A 16,097-nucleotide genomic window follows, 5' to 3' on the forward strand; every position below is an offset into this window, starting at 1 on the left:
AAGCCATCATCCTGCAAAAAAAATTACGCGAATAGTTCTAACAGCTCTTTGCGGTCAAGCTCTTTGAAAATACCGGCTTCAGCGGTAATGAGCTGATCCGAAAGCTTTTGTTTGCGCTCCTGAAGCTGCAGTATCTTTTCTTCTACGGTATCGGGGCAGATCAGCCGGTACACGAACACGTTCTCGGTTTGCCCGATGCGGTGCGTGCGGTCCATCGCCTGACGTTCCGCTGCCGGATTCCACCAGGGGTCCATGATAAACACGTAGTCTGCCGCAGTGAGGTTGAGTCCTTCGCCCCCGGCTTTGAGGCTGATCAGGAACAGCTTCTTGTTTTCATCTTGCTGAAACCGATCAACCCGCTCCTGACGATCTTTGGTTTTGCCATCGAGATACTCGTAGTCCCAGTTTCGCTTTTTGACTTCTGTCTCAATCACCCGCAGAAATTTCACAAATTGCGAAAACACCAGCGCGCGGTGTCCTTCACTGATCAGCTCTTCGGCCAGCTCCAGAAAGCGGTCAATCTTGGCAGCTTCCCGAATACTTGACTTGGTCAGAAGCGGAGAACAGCAAATCTGCCGTAGTTTAGTAAGGCCTTCGAGTACCACGAAGCGCGACTCCCGCACGCCTTTCTCATCAAGAGATTTGTTGATAATCTCGTAGTACACCTGCCGGTGCTTATCATAGTATTTGCGCTGTCTTTTTTCCATCGGACAGTGAATAATGCTTGACGTGAGCGAAGGCAGGTCTTTGGCTACTTTCTTTTTGGTGCGCCTTAGGATGAAGGGTGCGGTGATTTTTTGGAGCATTTCACCCGCGTCTTTGTTTTCAAGCTTCTCAATCGGTTTGACCCATTTGTTCAGAAAGTGCGCCTGATTGCCGATCATGCCGGGGTTCAGGAACTGAAACTGCGTCCATAAGTCCATGACCGTGTTTTGAACCGGGGTTCCGGAGAGACAAATCCGCTGTTTGGCATTCACCAGCCGAACGGCCTTGAACGTCTGACTTGTGGGGTTGCGCATACTGTGTGACTCATCGAGTACGGCTATATCAAAGGTGATTTCTTTGAACACTTCGATATCGATGCGCAGGGTGCTGTATGTTGTGATGATGAGCGCGGCCTCGGGCCATTCTTCCGGATTTTGATTCCGATCGCTTCCGTGGTGCACGTAAACGCCTAAGTCCGGAACAAAGCTCGCCGATTCCGCCTGCCAGTTTTGGATAACTGAGCGCGGTGCTACAATCAGACAGCGCGGCGGCTGTCCCGTCTGCTCCGTGCAGTGCTGAATGTAGGATAGTACCTGAATGGTTTTGCCAAGACCCATATCGTCGGCCAGAATGCCGCCAAAGTCGTAGCGGCCCAAAAATGAGAGCCAGGAAAGTCCGGCAAGCTGATAGGGCCGCAGTTCCCCGTGAAAGCCTTTGGGAGCCGGCACTTCTTCTATGCGGTCAAACGAGCGAAGGCGCGCCACATAGCTTTCGAAGGTTTCATCTTTTTCGATCTCATCGGCTTCTTCAAGCAAAGCGTCGAGCTGTCCCGCCATAATTTTGGGCACGCGGGCATTTTGTTTACCTGCCTCAATAAGGTGCATTAATTTCCGGATGCGCTCCAGCCAGGGCTTGGGCAGCTCGCCGTTTGTGCCGTCGGCAAGTTTCACGTAGGAAGTACCGGGAACGAGAACCTGCTCGATATCGCTCAGGCTTAGCTGCTGACCTTCAAAGTCCAGCGTGCCGTTGAGTTCAAACCAATCCATACCGCTGGAAATCTGAAACTTTTTAGCCGTCATCTTTTTCGGGCGGGCGTACTTTTTGAGTGTTTCTTCCCCGTATACTTCAAGCCCGTCTTTTACCAGTGCCGGAAGCTTTTTTGAAAGCCATTCAATCGGATTCTTTTGGATGTAGAAATAATTCGAGTAAGCTGTGGGTTGCAGGCCGGAAGCGCGCAGCCTGTCTTCCCATTCGGTTTCCAGGTTCCTGTCCCGGGTGAAGCTGCGGATTTTATAGGACACATTATCCCCGTTGTCACTTCTAAGGGCTGCCGTGTAGAAAGAATCTGCCTCGATGTTTTCATCCGGTTCAGATCCGTCATAGGCAAATTTGAGTCTCAAATAAAGCGCTTCTGATGTTTCGGTCAGATACAAGCGGGGCACAGGGGTGATTTCCAAAGCCGTGCAAATCCCGTCTTCAAAGGCAAAATCAACCGCATGCTGTTGCATTCGTGGAAACAAATCCTGAAAGAAGGCTTCCACATCATCCGCTTCGAGCGTAATGTCTGAAGCCTGCATATCCGTAATCAGCATGGCCGTTTGCTCGTCCGCATTTACTTCAAAGATTCCCCCGTCATAATACACCCAGCAAGGCTTGCGACTGATCAGAATGCATTCCGATAGGGGGATTTTGTTTTCTCCATGAAGTAGGCGAAAGGCTAAGCTGAAGCTGTTTGGGATGATATTGTTTTCAGCGTCCCGGGTTCTTAGCATAAATCCCTGAAGCTTGCCTTTGCCTTTCAGGATGCTTGCCTTTTTTGTTGAGATTTTCGGATGCTTAATCTTGATTACTTCGCCGGTGAGCAGCGAAAGAATGTCAGTAAATTCTTCATACCGTCTGATGAGAATACCCTTGTTCGCGTAAGTTTGCGCCTCAATTTCGTAGATGGCTTTCAGGAAATTCAGGATGATATGGTCGCGGGAAAGCTCTGGCTTAGCTTTTGCCCAGGGATCCCAGTTATAAAAATTGTAGTAGCTCATTTTTCGGATATACTGCCTTTTTTCCATGATGTCATCATAGACCGCTTGGGGGAAAAAACTCCACATATCACTGTTGAAAAACAGGCAGTAAGTATAACCCGGTTTATCCAGCTTTTTGATGTTTTGTAACTGAAGGGTCGGCGGCTTTTTGAAAAGCTGATTCAGTCGTCTCAGGTTTATGGCTTGATCACTATCCCTTCCGAAACGCTCAAGACGATCTAACAGCGCGAGTTCAAGAAGGGCCGCCATGGTATGCTTGCATTTTATAATGCTGTAGTTGTTACCGCGGGCTGCCGGACAGGTGCAGCTTGTTCCGATGTCAAGGTGCCTGAGCGCATATAAAGCTTCTTGCGAAGGCGGCGGCTGAAGGTCGATGTAAACTTTGTAGCTTCTGTTGCCTTGTACCTCAACCGTAAACTGTGTGTTTTCCTGATTCTCGCGGAGAATCTGTTTGACGCGATCTTCGCGGTAGTATTGGAGTCCGCGTGCGACGTCCCTGTCCGCTGAGTCTACGTAGGTATCACCAAGCCAATCTGCAAGCACTTCTCTCACCCCCAATATCGGATCCAGTTCCGGGTTAATCGGGAGATCTTCCCTCATGTAATCAAACGGCAAACTCGTAAGCAGACTCATGATGGGGGCTACGGTCTTCTGACCGATCCCCTTGATGTCGAGCAGCTCCGCTTCAAACTTTCCGAAGAGCTGTTCAAGGCAAACAATTCCTGCGTTCTGAAGGGCAGTTACGATGCGGCTCTCAAGCTTGAGTAATATCGGGTCGAAATGACTAAATCTCTGGTACAAAGGCAGCTCCTTTCCGGGAAAACTGATGAAGGTGGTTTGGGATCGAAACTTAGGAAATCTGCCTCATCAAAGCACTACGGAAAATGGAGAAGCTAAAGCCATTTTGCAGGCTTCCTGTAAAATCCATATCTTACAATGATATTTTAATATCAGTAATGGTGTTAAGGCTTGTGCAGCAAAAAATACCATCTCTGGTGAACAGATCTCCCAATTATCAACCCATACGGCTCTTCCTGAGCCAAACCAAACCCCCTTTTTACGATGAGCGAATTCAGAATTGAAAAAGATTCCATGGGCGAAATTAAAGTGCCCGTAAATGCCCTTTACTCAGCCCAAACCCAGCGCGCGGTTGAAAACTTCCCCATCAGCGGGGTCACCTTCAGCAGTGAGTTTATTCAGGCCGTAGCCTACATCAAAAAAGCCTGTGCCGAAGCCAACGGTGAGCTCGGCCTTTTGGAAGCCGATGTGGTAGAAGTGATTGCCGCGGCCTGCGATGAAGTGATCGCCGGTAAGCATGACGGACAGTTCCCCCTCGATATTTTCCAGACCGGCTCCGGTACCTCAACTAACATGAACGCCAACGAAGTGATCGCGACCCGCGCTACGCAGCTTCTGGCTGAAAAAGGTGGGGAAGGCAAAAAAGTACACCCGAACGATCACGTCAATTTTGGGCAAAGCTCAAATGATGTCATTCCGACCGCTATCCGGGTTGCTGCGGTTGTTGCAGCCAACAAGAATCTGATTCCGAACCTGGGCGTGCTGCGTGACGCTTTTCTCGCCAAAGGAAAAGAATACGCGCATGTCGTAAAAACCGGTCGCACCCACCTCATGGACGCCATGCCGGTGACCATCGAGCAGGAGTTCGGTGGCTACGCTCGTCAGCTTGAACTCGGTATTGAGCGCGTAAAAACCGCGCTTCCGCGTTTGTCCGAACTGCCGCAGGGCGGTACGGCGGTAGGAACCGGGATTAACACCCATCCCGATTTTGGACGCCTTGTTGCAGAGAAAATAAGCGCCTACACCGGCTACAGCTTCCGCGAAGCCGAGAACCATTTCGAAGCACAGGGCACGGTTGACGCCCCTGTCGATTTCAGCGGTCAGCTCAAGACCATCGCCGTGGGCATGCTCAAGATTTCCAACGACCTCCGTTGGATGAACTCAGGACCGAACAGCGGCCTCGGCGAAATTCAGCTTGCACCGTTGCAGCCCGGCTCTTCCATCATGCCCGGCAAGGTAAATCCGGTTATCGAAGAATCCACCAACATGATCTGCGCGCAGGTGATCGGAAATGATACGACCATCAACATTTCCGGCATTAACGGCAACTTCGAGCTGAACGTCATGCTGCCGGTTGTGGCGCATAACTTACTGGAGTCCATTCGCTTGCTTGCCAACGGCGCGGCCAATTTCGCAGCGCTTTCGGTATCCAAAATTGTGGTTCGTGAAGCCGTAATCGAACAAATGGTTTCCAAAAACCCGATTCTGGTGACGGCCCTTAACCCGATTATCGGCTACGATCTCGCCGCCAAAATCGCGAAGAAAGCCTTTGCCGAAGATCGCGCGCTCAAAGATGTGGCCCTCGAAATGACGGACCTCAGCGAAGCCGAACTCGACAAGGCCCTTGACCCGATCAAGATGACCGCAGGCGGTTTCACCGACTAAGGCAAAACAGCACTCCAATTTTAAAAAAGCTTCCCGGTTTAGGTCGGGGAGCTTTTTTTATGGGATGACGTCATCCTAAGGCGAGCCGAATTTACGAACTCTTAATACTTTCACGCCTGCATTCCTGTATATTCACCCCGTGCGGAATCACCAAAACTCTTTTAAATGCGAATGTAGACCCATGAAAAATTCAAAAAAAACAAATGCAGGATTGAATCGCCGTGATTTTCTCAAATTCGGTGCACTCACCGGTATGTTTGCCGGCGCTTCCGGAGTCGCCTCCGCCTGTGCGACGCCGGCTTCGAACGGTAATTTCGCCGGCCGCGCCAAATACATCATCTTTATGGTTTCCGACGGCATGAGCCACGGAACCCTCCAAATGGCCGACCTCATGAGCCGCCGCCTGCACGGACGGCCTTCCAAATGGATTGAGCTTTATGAACAGCGTGCCGTAACCCGCGGCCTCATGGATATGACAACCGGCAACGCAAGCGTACCTGATTCAGCCGCTGCGTCGTCCTCCTGGGGTTGCGGACACCGAATCACCAACGGCAATGTGAATATGGATGACAACGAAAATCCGTTCGAGCCCATCATCCCAATTTTTGGTCGTCACGGCCGCAAAACCGGTCTCGTGACCACCACCGAAATCACGCACGCAACCCCCGCCGGCTTCACGGCCAATGTACAGCGCCGACACATGCAGGATGACATTGCCGCGCAGTATCTCGAGCGCGAAGTCGATGTCATGCTCGGTGGCGGCAGACGCCATTTCGATCCCGATGTTCGGGAAGATGGACAGGATCTCTACGCCGGTTTCCGCGACAAAGGCTACAAAGTCGCCCTAACCAAAGCCGAACTGGGGCAGCCGAACGGCTTTGGCCGCGTGCTCGGCACCTTCACGGAGCGTCACCTGCCCTACTCCCGCGACCACGAAAATACCGAAGAGCTCGTGCTCGACGTGCCTACCCTCGCTGAAATGTCGAAATACGCCATCGACACCCTGTACGCGAGCGGCGACGGTTTCATCCTGCAAATCGAAGGCGGGCGCGTAGATCACGCCGCGCACTCGATGGACGCTACCGGCCTCGTTTACGACCAAATCGCCTTCGACGACGCCATTCGCGTAGCCTGGGATTTCTACCTGCAGCACCCCGACGAAACCCTCATCGTCATGACAACCGATCACGGCAACGCCAACCCCTCGCTCAACGCAGCCGGAAGCGGCTACAATGATTCCGATCCCTTCTTCAACCGCCTTCAGGAGTTCACCTACACCAACAACTGGATTATGCGCGGCCTGAACGAAGATTCATCGGTTGCAGATATCGTAGCACGGGTCGGAACCGCGACCGGACTCGACTTCGAGCGCGACCATGCCCGCATGCTGCAGCAAGCTTTACGGGGTGAATTTCAGGCAGCGTACGCCATGAAGGCCCGCCCCATGAACGTGCTTGGCGGCCTCATGAGCAACTACACCGCCGTTTCATTTACGGGCAGCGTACACACGGCCGATTACGTCGAACTCGCCGCCGCAGGCCCCGGCAGCGAAACCCTCGGGCCAATCACCCGCAACACCGACTGGTTCGGCCTCATGCTCACCGCGGCCGGAATCGAAATACCCGAAATGCGTCAGTCGTAAGCCGCTTCAAACGTCCGTTTCACAACTTAAAAACCCCTGAGCCTGTAAATAGCCTCAGGGGTTTTTTAATGTCCGGGAACCGCGCGATAAACGTGCAAGGTGTACAACAAACATCCGGTCCTGCCACGGACTGCCGTTTATTTCGGGCTTTTATTTTTTTGGGGAAAACCCCGAGAACATCAGGGGCGCCGTGATACTTCCCGCACCCCAAACCTAAGACAGGTCCCTTGCTTTTGTGGGCATGCCAAACCCGCACCCCTATCCCGCAATGGAACTTACCGAAAAATCAGGCTCTCTCTTTGCAGGTCTCCCGTAATAGTAAAAACAACTTCGATCAGAAATCGCGGACGCTCACCATTTTTCCCGGTTCGAAGCGGTCTTCGGTCAGCACGATTTTCATCATCCCCGCAACGGTATCCGGACTGTTGAGTTTGCCCTGCGATTTGGCTTCGATGAAGCTTTGCACGTACTGAAAGTCTTCGGGACTTTGCTCACGGATTTCATCCTGCATTTGGGTATCGGTACGACCGGGGTTGAAGCCGTAGGTTTTGATCCGGTCACGGTGCTCAAGGTGCAGGCAGTCGGTGAGCATATCGAGCCCGGCTTTGGTGCTGCAGTAATGACTCCAGCCGTGATAGGCATTTTGAGAAGCGCCGCTCGAAACGTTCAGCACACGCAGCTCCCCGCTGAATCCGGCGGTGCGCTTCACAAACTCGTGCATGAGCAGGGCAGGGGCCACGAAATTGACTTCGAGATTCTGACGGTAGTGCTCCGTATCGTGTTTCCCCATCGGCCCGATGGGATGCAGCATGCCGGCATTGTTAACCAGGCCAATGTAGGTAGCTTCCGGCATACTGATGTTTCCGAAGATTTCATCGGTGAGCACCGTAATGCCGTCGGTGCGGCTGAGATCAAACTGATAGGCATGTGCCGAAGCCCCGCGTTTGGAGACGATATCGAGCAGCCCGCCCAGGTCACCACGCGCAGTAATATGCAGGGTGATACCGGGCGCCGCAAGCGACACAGCCAGCGAATAGCCGATACCACGTGAAGCACCGGTGATGATAAAGTGTTTCATAAAAACAAAGGTTTAGGGTTTTGGGCATGCGGCAAACAGCCGTTGCCAAACTGATTATGCGGGGCGCAGCTCCATCCGGAAACTGACCTGACGTTCAGGCTGTAACTCTGCAAAAGGCAGCTTCGCCCTATGCTGCCAGGCATGGGCTTCCCAAACAAAGCGGTCACCTTCGAACGGCCAGGGGCCAATCCGGAATGTTTCAGGCTGTGAAGGGTCCGGCTCCATCTGAAGCTGCAAACCGCGGAAAGCGGGCGGCGGCCCAAAAGGACTTTCTTTTTCGGGACCCATGCACATGCGCAGGCTGATGTAATCGGTGAGCAGAATAAAGGCGTTCATGTCGCGAAGGCTTTCCGGGTTTAGGGATGAAAGTCCGGAATCGCCGGTCAGCTGCGCTTCAAGTTGGGCGTTAAGGTGTTCGCATTCCTGAAAAAAGGCGGCAAGCTGCGGATGATCATCGCCAGGGCTCCCGCTGCCGGCAAGGGTAAGGTTGTGCCGAAGTACAAGCAAGCCGATCAGGGGATGAACCTGAAAGGCGTCTTCAAAGCCGTTTTTCCAGATACTCAGATGATGGTGCTTGGGCATGTCCAGAAAATCAAAAGGGTGCCCATTGGGGGCTAAATCCGGCTGACTTTCCCAGTCGAGCCATCCGATATCATGCAGCAAAGCCGCCTGCACTACAAGTTCCTGATGAGCTGCAATCCCGGGAACGTCCGGCCCGGACTTCCAGGCCTGTGCAAGGGCTCCGGTCATGTAGCTGTGGTGCAACTGTGTGATGATAAGCGCTGTGTCATCCGCAGAAGGGCGAACAATCATGCAAAAGGTATTTGGTTTGGATGAATGAATCAGGGTATTGAAAATACACAATCGTCTGCAGCTTCCAATGCGGATGTCATGCTGTTTTTAATTGAAATAGCGATTGATAAAAGCCTGATAGCCCTGTCCAAAAGCGGGGCCGGTTGCGATGTGCCCGTCGTTGTGATTGCCCGCAAGTTCGAGCCAGTGACTTGTGCCCGGCGCAGTTTCATACAGAATGCGCCCCATTTCGTACGGGATAAGCATGTCGCCGGGGCTGTGCGCAACAAGTACCGGCCCGTCGAACTGTTTCACGAAGTCGCGGGTGGGGAGCTTGACCCGGGCCAGCAGCCCGACCGGGAAAATGGGGTAGGTCTTGCGTGCAATGTCGGGAATGTTGGTGAAGGTTGACTCCAGCGCAAGCGCCCTTGTGTTCCGGTTGATGGCGACCCAAGCCGCAACAGGTCCCCCCATGGAGCGGCCCAGCGGCAGAATCCGCTCGTGCGCTATGCCAAGTTCGTCGGTCATAAAATCAAAGGCAGCGAGTCCGTCTGCCAGAATTTCGCGCTCACCCGGTCGGCCTTCACTCTTGCCGTAGCCCTGATAATCAAAAATGAAGATGTTGTAGCCCAGCCCGTGAAATATTTCAAGCAGCGGGATTCGGTTTGCGATGTTTCCCGCATTTCCGTGACAAAACAAAATCGCCGGACGATTGAAAGCGTCTTCATCCCCTTCTTGAAAAACAAACCATGCGTGCAGCATGTTGCCGTTTTCGCTGGGGAAAAAGTGCTCAGAATAAGGAAGGCCGGCCACTTCAGGGGTGAAGGGGACCGGCCTTGATGGAAGAAAAATGAGCCGCTCCTGAAACAGGAACAGCAGCAAAGCAAGCGCTGCGTACAGACCGCCAAGGGTAAGGATGATGGTCCAAAAAGTGCTCACTTTGTTCATTTTAACAGGGTTGTACTTTAGAAACGGTAGCGCATGCCGACCGATGTCGGGTCAAGGCTCACGAAAGAATCGCTCAGGGAAATCTGCAGGGCAAGCTCCCCGAACAGCTCGAATCGCGGACTCATCCGCTGTTGGAAACCGATGAGCGGAGCAATGCTGTCGCGGTCGTCGGCATCGGTGAAGCTGTCGCGGATGTACTGAAGCCCGAGGTACGTCTGTGTTCCGGCCGTTACCGCACTGTAGCCGCGCAGACCCGCGCGGTAGCTTACTGCGTCGTTATCTTCATTGAAAAAGCCTGCGTAATGTGCCGAAGCCGAAAGGCTGAAGCGCTCGTTCAGGAAAAAATCCATGCCGAGGTAGGGGTTGTTGCTCACCGAAATGGAAATACCAACCGGTCCGGAAGGGGCGATTTCGGTGTTGCGGCTGAGTGACCACCGCTGCGCATCAGCCAGCTCAACGCCGGCATAGAGCACTAAAAAAGTGATCAGAAAAAAAGATCGAAGCAGTACTTTCATAAAAATGAGGTTGGAATGAAGGGGGAGAGAAGACCGGCTTGAGGCGGAATTTCAAGGTCCTGTGCCGGCATAGCGCCGCGATAACGCAGCTGGTACGGCTATCGCATAAACAGGAAACAGGTTTAGGGAATGGGGTTCAGCATGTCAGCCAAAGCTACAATGTAAGCTTCGGTAGCGCAAGGTAGCTGCATTGCTTCCGTTTCCGGCACACCCGTTAATATATCGTAGCAGATGGGTAGCCTTGTCATGCGGATTTCACAACAGAACACCATCTTCCATCACATTTTTATAAAAACCTGTAAGCGGGTATTTGGCGTGCCAGAGCTGCATCGGATACATTGCAGGGCTGATAATTTGCCCTGTTTCAAATTGCTGAATTTAACAGCGAACTTTGGCTCACTCGCCCGACGGAGCTCCTATTTCTTTTTTGAGATGAGCTGCAACGAGCAGGTTCACGATGCCGCCTAACACGACAATCATGGCGGTGACCTGCTGCACGATACCGCCGAAGCTGGTATCCCCGTAGCTCGTTACAAAGCTGATAATCCCCACAAGCAGCACGATTATGCCGGTGCCGAGAATGGTGTAAAATTTTATTTTGCGGGTCATAGATAAATGAGTTTGTTATTCATAGCGGAAGCTGAATTCGTCCCATTGATGGGTCGGCTGTTTTTCTTCTACACTAACTTTTTTGACATTCGAGCCGACCGGACCTTCATGGCAAAGCTGAATGATTTGACCAATCTTTTGCTCGGGCCCTTCGAAATGGGCTTCAACCGAGCCATCGTCCAGATTACGGACCCAGCCGGTGATATCGTTTCGTTTGGCAAAGCGGTACACAAAATACCGGAATCCTACCCCTTGTACACGGCCTTCGACCTTTACGCGGGCGGCTGTGGCTATAGATAATTCTTTGTTCATCGGGCTGTAATTTCGTCAATAATTGGATAACAGTCAGGTGACCGCCGGCACAATTTAACTCCTGTTTTCGGTAGCGGCCCTTTTGGAAAATAGGAAATTGAAACATGGGATACCTGATTTCCTGCATCCATTTTTCGCCATGATGACTTGTTTAGGCGCGCAGTTTTGCTCTTTAAAAAGGTGCTACAGCTTAAATGCGGTAGGTGTAATTGAGTTTGATGGCGCCCTGTGTTTCCAGCGGGGTGAAGCGGTCTTCAAGCTGAATCCAGTTGCGGGTGTAAACGAGGAAAAGGTCAGAGCCGGGGGTGAGGGTCCAGCGAAGCCGGTTGAACATGCCCAGCATTTCGCTCATGTTATCATATTGAATGATGGAGGTAACCGCGATGTAAGGACTGAGGTCGAAGTTGCCGGAAAAACGAAACAGGTCGGTATTGAAGCTGCCCGCATCAAGGCTGATGGCGTCGCGGTTCCAGCTGCCGGATACGTTAATGCCGGGGTAAGGCCGCAGGGTGAGGGAGGCTTCATACTGATTTCGCATGCCGTCCCAGAACCCTTCCCGTGCAAACCCGGTGTAGAGCACTACCCTTCGGAAGGAAGCGGTACTCATCCCCAAAAACATGCGTGTCGTAGTATAGCTGCCTTCGTCTATGATAAAACGCCCGTCCCGAAGCAGGTCGAAGCTTACAGGAAGAAACTCATAGGCGTGCGTCAGACTTCCCCAGAATTGCTCGCCGCTTTCGAGCCGCAGGTTCAGAAACTGCAGGAAAATACTTGACAGCTCGGTGCGTCCGCTCAGGTCCGTGAGCCAGGTGTAGGAGAGTGAAACATTGGCAGATCTGATTATCGGGTTGTTTTCTGCGACCCAGGTGTAGCCGATGTTGGGGTTTAGCCTACGAAAGCTGTTGCGTGAGGTAAATCCAAGCTCCGGGTTGTAGGCCTGACCCAACTGACGATAAGACACGTGTCCGTAAAACGGAAAATTCGGAAAGTTGAGCCTGAACCCGTACGCAATGCGGTCGGCATCAGAAGATTCGGACGCTTCACGGGGATCGTTGTGCCAAAGGAAGAAGGACTCAAATTCAAGGTTTTTGTCGTTGAGGAAGCGGGAGGTGTTCAGCCCGAGGTCAGTACCGAAGGTGTGGAAGGCATCAGAGTGACCAAGAGCATTGCGTCTTGTGTACAGGAAGCCCAGGCTGCTTCGGGCGCCAAAGTTCTGGATATACCGGGCTGCAGTAAAATCTTCGGCAGGCACGGCAGAAGTTTCACCGGTGCGAATCTGATACAGACCAAGGGTGTAATTTTCCGTTCGCCCCAGTACCCGGAGTCCGGCAGTAATGGGCACGGGGCGCCCTTCAGCGAGACCAATCCTGCGGCTGAAGAACGGGGTGACCCCGCTTGAAGAGGCAAAGCTGAAAATATTGGCTCCTTCCAGAAAAAAGTCGCGCTGTTCAGGGAAAAACAGGGGAAAGCGCGTCAGGTTGATGCGGCGCTGATCAACTTCGGTTTCGGCAAAGTCGGTATTCACGGTCAGCGAAGCCCGGATGCCGGGGGTGATGCTGTAAGAAAGGTCAAAGCCGGCGTCGGCACTGCCGGAATAATCCGCAGCCGTGCCGGGACTTCGCAGGCTTGTGCCGCTTCCGGTAGCATAGGGCTTGATCTCGAGTCCAAGTCCCTGCGAGGGGTTGCGGAGACCGGTGAGCCTTCCGGCAGCGGCAGGCCGGAATAAGCCCTGATTTCGCTGCCAGCCCGCCCACACAATCTCTTCGTTGGTCCGGCGAATCGTGCGCTGAAAATTGATGCCCCAGTGCCCTGCACTGCGATCGAAATCAAGCGAGCGAAACGGAATCCGGATTTCAAGACTCCAGCCCCAGTCGCCAACATGGGTACGCACATCCCAGATGCCGTTCCAGGATTTGTTGAGGGAAACCCCCTGACCAACGGTAAGCAGCCCGTCGCCAAGCAGGCCGTTGGGGTTGGTTTCAAAAAAATAGGCGTTTCGCTGCGTGTTAAAGGTGTCGAGAATAAACATGAAGCGGTCATCGGTGCCGAGGGCTGCATTACGCCTTTTCTGAAAGGCGAGGATACCGTCCGGGTCATCATCATAGAGCATAGCAGCGATGTACAGGTAATTGTCGTCGTAGGCTACGAAAACCTCCGTCCGCTGATTAGGAACGGCACCTTCCTCAGGCTCCTGCATGGTAAAACTCGTTGCAGGTACGGCGCGCGACCAGAAAGGCTCATCGGGTATGCCGTCGAAGGTCAGCTGCTCACCAGGCTGAAGACGGTAGGCCAGAATTTCATACAGCGGGCTTGCGGAACTACCCGCTTGCGGAGCTTCCTGATGAATCACTTCATCAGTTTGGTCGGTAGTATGACCTGCGAATGCGGACGCACCCCATAGGTGTAGCAGCGCTGAAAACAAGTAAACAAAAAACCGGAATGACGACATAAATGCTATCAAAGGTGCAGACAACGTCCTGCGTTTGAAATATGTAAGTGAATGACACGCGGTGGCTAAGAACAGTTAATCATACTGAATCTGACGACTGACAAAACTGAAACAGGAGCTGATTTGGCGCGGGCAAACATACAGAAAAATCAGGCTTGTAAGACACAGCAGAAACGCATTTTTACAGCTGCAGGATGATTTTGAAAGCAGGCTTACAGTCGCTTCGCGCGGGTAAATTAATTTGCATAAGGTCAGCGCTTGCACCAAATCTTATCGTGACGGGCTTGTGTTTATGATTGCGATCTACTTATCTCAAAAAATCGTTAGTAAAGCGGGCAAAGTGAGCATACCATTTTCCGCTGTTAAAGCCGACGTGAAAAAAGCGGTAGTCGTGCAATGGAGTATCCGCCATGATGCAGGAAAGTTTTAGCCCTGTCACGTTTCAAGTTAAACAGAAGCTTACAGGCTTAGCAGATATGGAATGGTTCCAAAGGGTTAGGGGCACGCTCAGGCTTAAAGCTGTGAATTAATAGTGAATGCTGTATCTTTGCCGCGTCATAAAAAACAACTTCTATATTCTTCCCATGTCATTTGTTCATCAGATAAGCCTGAATTGGTTTGTAGTGTATTATTTCGTGCTCGGTGCCATGCTGCTGGTGAACGGGCTCATCTGGTTCTCGCGTCCGGCCCCGTTTCAGCAGTACCTTACCGAACACGCCCGAAAAGATGAGCGGCCTGCCCTGCTTATCAAAACCATTCGATATCTGATGCTGTTCTCCGGCGTTTCCGTCCTGCTTTCGCTGGTTCCCTTTTCCTGGGTTGAACTTCTGTTTTCGGTTTGGTCGCTGGTCATACTCTTTATCTTAGGCTCAATTCTGCTGCGCTGGAAACAACTGAAAAATCTCATACTCGAACGACCGCAGGCGGTGCTTGGACAGATTCGTAAGGGCGGATATATGATGTTCAGCGTAGGCGTTGTGCTGCTGCTACTTGCCTGGTACCGGCTGAGTATGTACGGATTTGCTTAGCACCTCATTCACCGCAAATGGTCACTTTGTACGTGCCTGATTCACGTGTTCCGCAAGTAACTGTCATTACCGCGGTTTTTAATGCTGAAGCATTTGTGGCACAGACCGTACAGTCGGTGCTGGATCAGGCGTTTGGCGATTTTGAGTATTTGATTGTTGATGACGCCTCGACCGACAGTACCCCGGATATTATTCAGGGTTTTGCCGAGAATGACAACCGCATACACGTATTCCGAAACACGCGCAATCTGGGCGTTGCCGCCTCCCGCAACCGGGCCTTGGCGCAGGCGAAGGGGAAATACATCGCTTTTTTGGATGGTGATGACATCTGGTATCCCGATTTCCTCCGGGAAATGCTGCTGTTTATGGAAGATGGCGGATTTGCGTTCGGATGTGCTTCCCATAAACGGGTAGATGAAAAGCTGATCCCGCTTCGGAAGCCTTTCATCGTGCCTGAAGCCATCACCCGAAAAGAACTGCTGCGAACCTGTTCTGTTCCTCTGCTCACGACCATGCTGCGAAGGGATGCGTTTGATGAAATCCGTTTTCCCCTGCTGCCGGTAAACAACGATTACGGACTTTGGCTCAAGCTTATCCGAAGCTGCGGCACCATTTACGGAAACCCGAAAGTACTCGCGGTGTACCGTATGCGCAAAGGCTCGGTTTCTTCGGATAAACTCAGGTCTATGCGCTATATTTGGCAGCTCTATCGCACACAGGAAAAACTCGGCTTTCTGACGGCCTGCCGGCTGATGTTCATTTATACCCTAAACGGTTTCAGGAAATATTATGGTAGTTGAGCGCATTTGAGCTTCATTTGGAAGCCCCGCGCTTGTTACCTTGCGCCCATGACTTTTTACACTTCGTACGGAAAGCGGATTTTTGACTTTACCACAGCTTTAACCGGCCTGCTGCTGTTTGGATGGCTGATTCTGCTCGCTGCTGTTATTGCACGCCGCGATACCGGCCTGTCGGGCTTTTTCCGGCATACCCGCGTCGGGCAACACGGACGCCATTTTGAAATTCTGAAAATCCGTACGCTAAGAACTAAAATAGCCTCACCAAAAGGCGTGACTACAACTGCGGAATTACAGCATGTAACGGGAACAGGCCGTTTCTTCCGGCGCACCAAAATCGATGAGCTGCCGCAGCTTTGGAACGTGCTCAAGGGTGATATGAGCCTGGTCGGGCCGCGTCCGGATGTGCCCGAATATGCCGGCAATCTCGAAGGGGAAGACCGCATCATCCTCAGTGTCAGGCCCGGCATCACAGGTCCGGCAACCCTGCAGTACCGGGATGAAGAAGAACAGCTGCTCGCCCAAACCGATCCCGTTCGGTACAACGATGAAGTCATCTGGCCCGAAAAAGTGCGCCTGAACAAACAGTATGTTGCTGACTGTAGCTTTAGATACGATCTCGGCATCCTCATAAAAACCGTGCTGACGGTTCTCAAAATCGGCAAAAACTGAGGGCGTATGATATACCCGGGAACCTTTAGACGCGCGGCATCCTTGCAA

The 16,097-nt window shown here is 52.3% G+C and carries 13 protein-coding genes; 5 read left to right on the forward strand and 8 right to left on the reverse strand.

Annotated features, from left to right (window positions below):
• Nucleotides 1-23 precede the first annotated feature (23 nt).
• Nucleotides 24-3,545, reverse strand: coding sequence for a DEAD/DEAH box helicase (locus tag CYPRO_RS06960; RefSeq protein WP_114983927.1), 3,522 nt, complete (start codon nucleotides 3,543-3,545; stop codon nucleotides 24-26).
• A gap of 261 nt (nucleotides 3,546-3,806) precedes the next feature.
• On the opposite strand from CYPRO_RS06960, the gene CYPRO_RS06965 reads away from it, so the two are divergent.
• Together CYPRO_RS06965 and CYPRO_RS06970 are read left to right on the forward strand one after the other, a co-directional pair.
• Nucleotides 3,807-5,207 carry a class II fumarate hydratase gene (locus tag CYPRO_RS06965; RefSeq protein WP_114983928.1) on the forward strand — a complete coding sequence of 467 codons (1,401 nt, stop codon included), beginning with the start codon at nucleotides 3,807-3,809 and terminating at the stop codon, nucleotides 5,205-5,207.
• Nucleotides 5,208-5,418: 211 nt separating this feature from the next.
• On the forward strand, nucleotides 5,419-6,849 hold the full coding sequence (locus tag CYPRO_RS06970) for an alkaline phosphatase (protein WP_164682610.1): 1,431 nt from the start codon (nucleotides 5,419-5,421) through the stop codon (nucleotides 6,847-6,849).
• Nucleotides 6,850-7,183: 334 nt separating this feature from the next.
• Here CYPRO_RS06970 and CYPRO_RS06975 read toward each other — a convergent pair whose 3' ends face one another.
• From CYPRO_RS06975 to CYPRO_RS07005, 7 genes are all read right to left on the reverse strand, one after another.
• Nucleotides 7,184-7,927, reverse strand: a complete 744-nt coding sequence (locus CYPRO_RS06975) for an SDR family NAD(P)-dependent oxidoreductase (protein WP_114983930.1) — start codon at nucleotides 7,925-7,927, stop codon at nucleotides 7,184-7,186.
• A 54-nt stretch (nucleotides 7,928-7,981) separates the two neighbouring features.
• On the reverse strand, nucleotides 7,982-8,740 hold the full coding sequence (locus CYPRO_RS06980) for a DUF3891 family protein (protein ID WP_114983931.1): 759 nt from the start codon (nucleotides 8,738-8,740) through the stop codon (nucleotides 7,982-7,984).
• A gap of 87 nt (nucleotides 8,741-8,827) precedes the next feature.
• Complete coding sequence (locus CYPRO_RS06985; protein WP_114983932.1) at nucleotides 8,828-9,667, reverse strand: alpha/beta hydrolase; 840 nt, start codon at nucleotides 9,665-9,667, stop codon at nucleotides 8,828-8,830.
• A 17-nt stretch (nucleotides 9,668-9,684) separates the two neighbouring features.
• A complete protein-coding gene (locus CYPRO_RS06990; RefSeq protein WP_114983933.1) occupies nucleotides 9,685-10,182 on the reverse strand; it encodes a hypothetical protein in 498 nt (165 codons plus the stop codon).
• 396 nt (nucleotides 10,183-10,578) lie between these two features.
• Entirely contained in the window at nucleotides 10,579-10,791 is a 213-nt protein-coding gene (locus tag CYPRO_RS06995; protein ID WP_114983934.1) for a hypothetical protein, read from the reverse strand.
• 15 nt (nucleotides 10,792-10,806) lie between these two features.
• Complete coding sequence (locus CYPRO_RS07000; RefSeq protein ID WP_114983935.1) at nucleotides 10,807-11,103, reverse strand: acylphosphatase; 297 nt, start codon at nucleotides 11,101-11,103, stop codon at nucleotides 10,807-10,809.
• A gap of 190 nt (nucleotides 11,104-11,293) precedes the next feature.
• On the reverse strand, nucleotides 11,294-13,552 hold the full coding sequence (locus tag CYPRO_RS07005; RefSeq protein ID WP_114983936.1) for a carbohydrate binding family 9 domain-containing protein: 2,259 nt from the start codon (nucleotides 13,550-13,552) through the stop codon (nucleotides 11,294-11,296).
• Nucleotides 13,553-14,136: 584 nt separating this feature from the next.
• Here CYPRO_RS07005 and CYPRO_RS07010 point away from each other — a divergent pair.
• Genes CYPRO_RS07010 through CYPRO_RS07020 form a run of 3 tightly spaced genes read left to right on the forward strand, consistent with a single transcriptional unit; the run spans nucleotide 14,137 to nucleotide 16,049 of the window.
• Nucleotides 14,137-14,580: a hypothetical protein gene (locus CYPRO_RS07010; protein ID WP_124245556.1), complete on the forward strand. Its 444-nt coding sequence runs from the start codon at nucleotides 14,137-14,139 to the stop codon at nucleotides 14,578-14,580.
• Between the two features lie 32 nt (nucleotides 14,581-14,612).
• A complete protein-coding gene (locus CYPRO_RS07015) occupies nucleotides 14,613-15,380 on the forward strand; it encodes a glycosyltransferase family 2 protein (protein WP_164682612.1) in 768 nt (255 codons plus the stop codon).
• A 48-nt stretch (nucleotides 15,381-15,428) separates the two neighbouring features.
• The gene (locus CYPRO_RS07020; RefSeq protein WP_114983939.1) at nucleotides 15,429-16,049 is read left to right on the forward strand and encodes a sugar transferase; all 621 of its coding nucleotides are present in this window, start codon (nucleotides 15,429-15,431) and stop codon (nucleotides 16,047-16,049) included.
• Nucleotides 16,050-16,097 lie beyond the last annotated feature (48 nt).

This window comes from Cyclonatronum proteinivorum (genome assembly GCF_003353065.1).
Lineage (GTDB): Bacteria > Bacteroidota > Rhodothermia > Balneolales > Cyclonatronaceae > Cyclonatronum > Cyclonatronum proteinivorum.

Excerpts from the sequence above, each read along its gene's own strand:
- CYPRO_RS06965 (WP_114983928.1), top strand. The coding sequence starts at position 3,807 with ATGAGCGAATTCAGAATTGAAAAAGATTCCATGGGCGAAATTAAAGTG.
- CYPRO_RS06975 (WP_114983930.1), bottom strand. The coding sequence starts at position 7,927 with ATGAAACACTTTATCATCACCGGTGCTTCACGTGGTATCGGCTATTCG.
- CYPRO_RS06980 (WP_114983931.1), bottom strand. The coding sequence starts at position 8,740 with ATGATTGTTCGCCCTTCTGCGGATGACACAGCGCTTATCATCACACAG.
- CYPRO_RS06985 (WP_114983932.1), bottom strand. The coding sequence starts at position 9,667 with ATGAACAAAGTGAGCACTTTTTGGACCATCATCCTTACCCTTGGCGGT.
- CYPRO_RS06990 (WP_114983933.1), bottom strand. The coding sequence starts at position 10,182 with ATGAAAGTACTGCTTCGATCTTTTTTTCTGATCACTTTTTTAGTGCTC.
- CYPRO_RS06995 (WP_114983934.1), bottom strand. The coding sequence starts at position 10,791 with ATGACCCGCAAAATAAAATTTTACACCATTCTCGGCACCGGCATAATC.
- CYPRO_RS07000 (WP_114983935.1), bottom strand. The coding sequence starts at position 11,103 with ATGAACAAAGAATTATCTATAGCCACAGCCGCCCGCGTAAAGGTCGAA.
- CYPRO_RS07005 (WP_114983936.1), bottom strand. The coding sequence starts at position 13,552 with ATGTCGTCATTCCGGTTTTTTGTTTACTTGTTTTCAGCGCTGCTACAC.
- CYPRO_RS07010 (WP_124245556.1), top strand. The coding sequence starts at position 14,137 with ATGTCATTTGTTCATCAGATAAGCCTGAATTGGTTTGTAGTGTATTAT.
- CYPRO_RS07020 (WP_114983939.1), top strand. The coding sequence starts at position 15,429 with ATGACTTTTTACACTTCGTACGGAAAGCGGATTTTTGACTTTACCACA.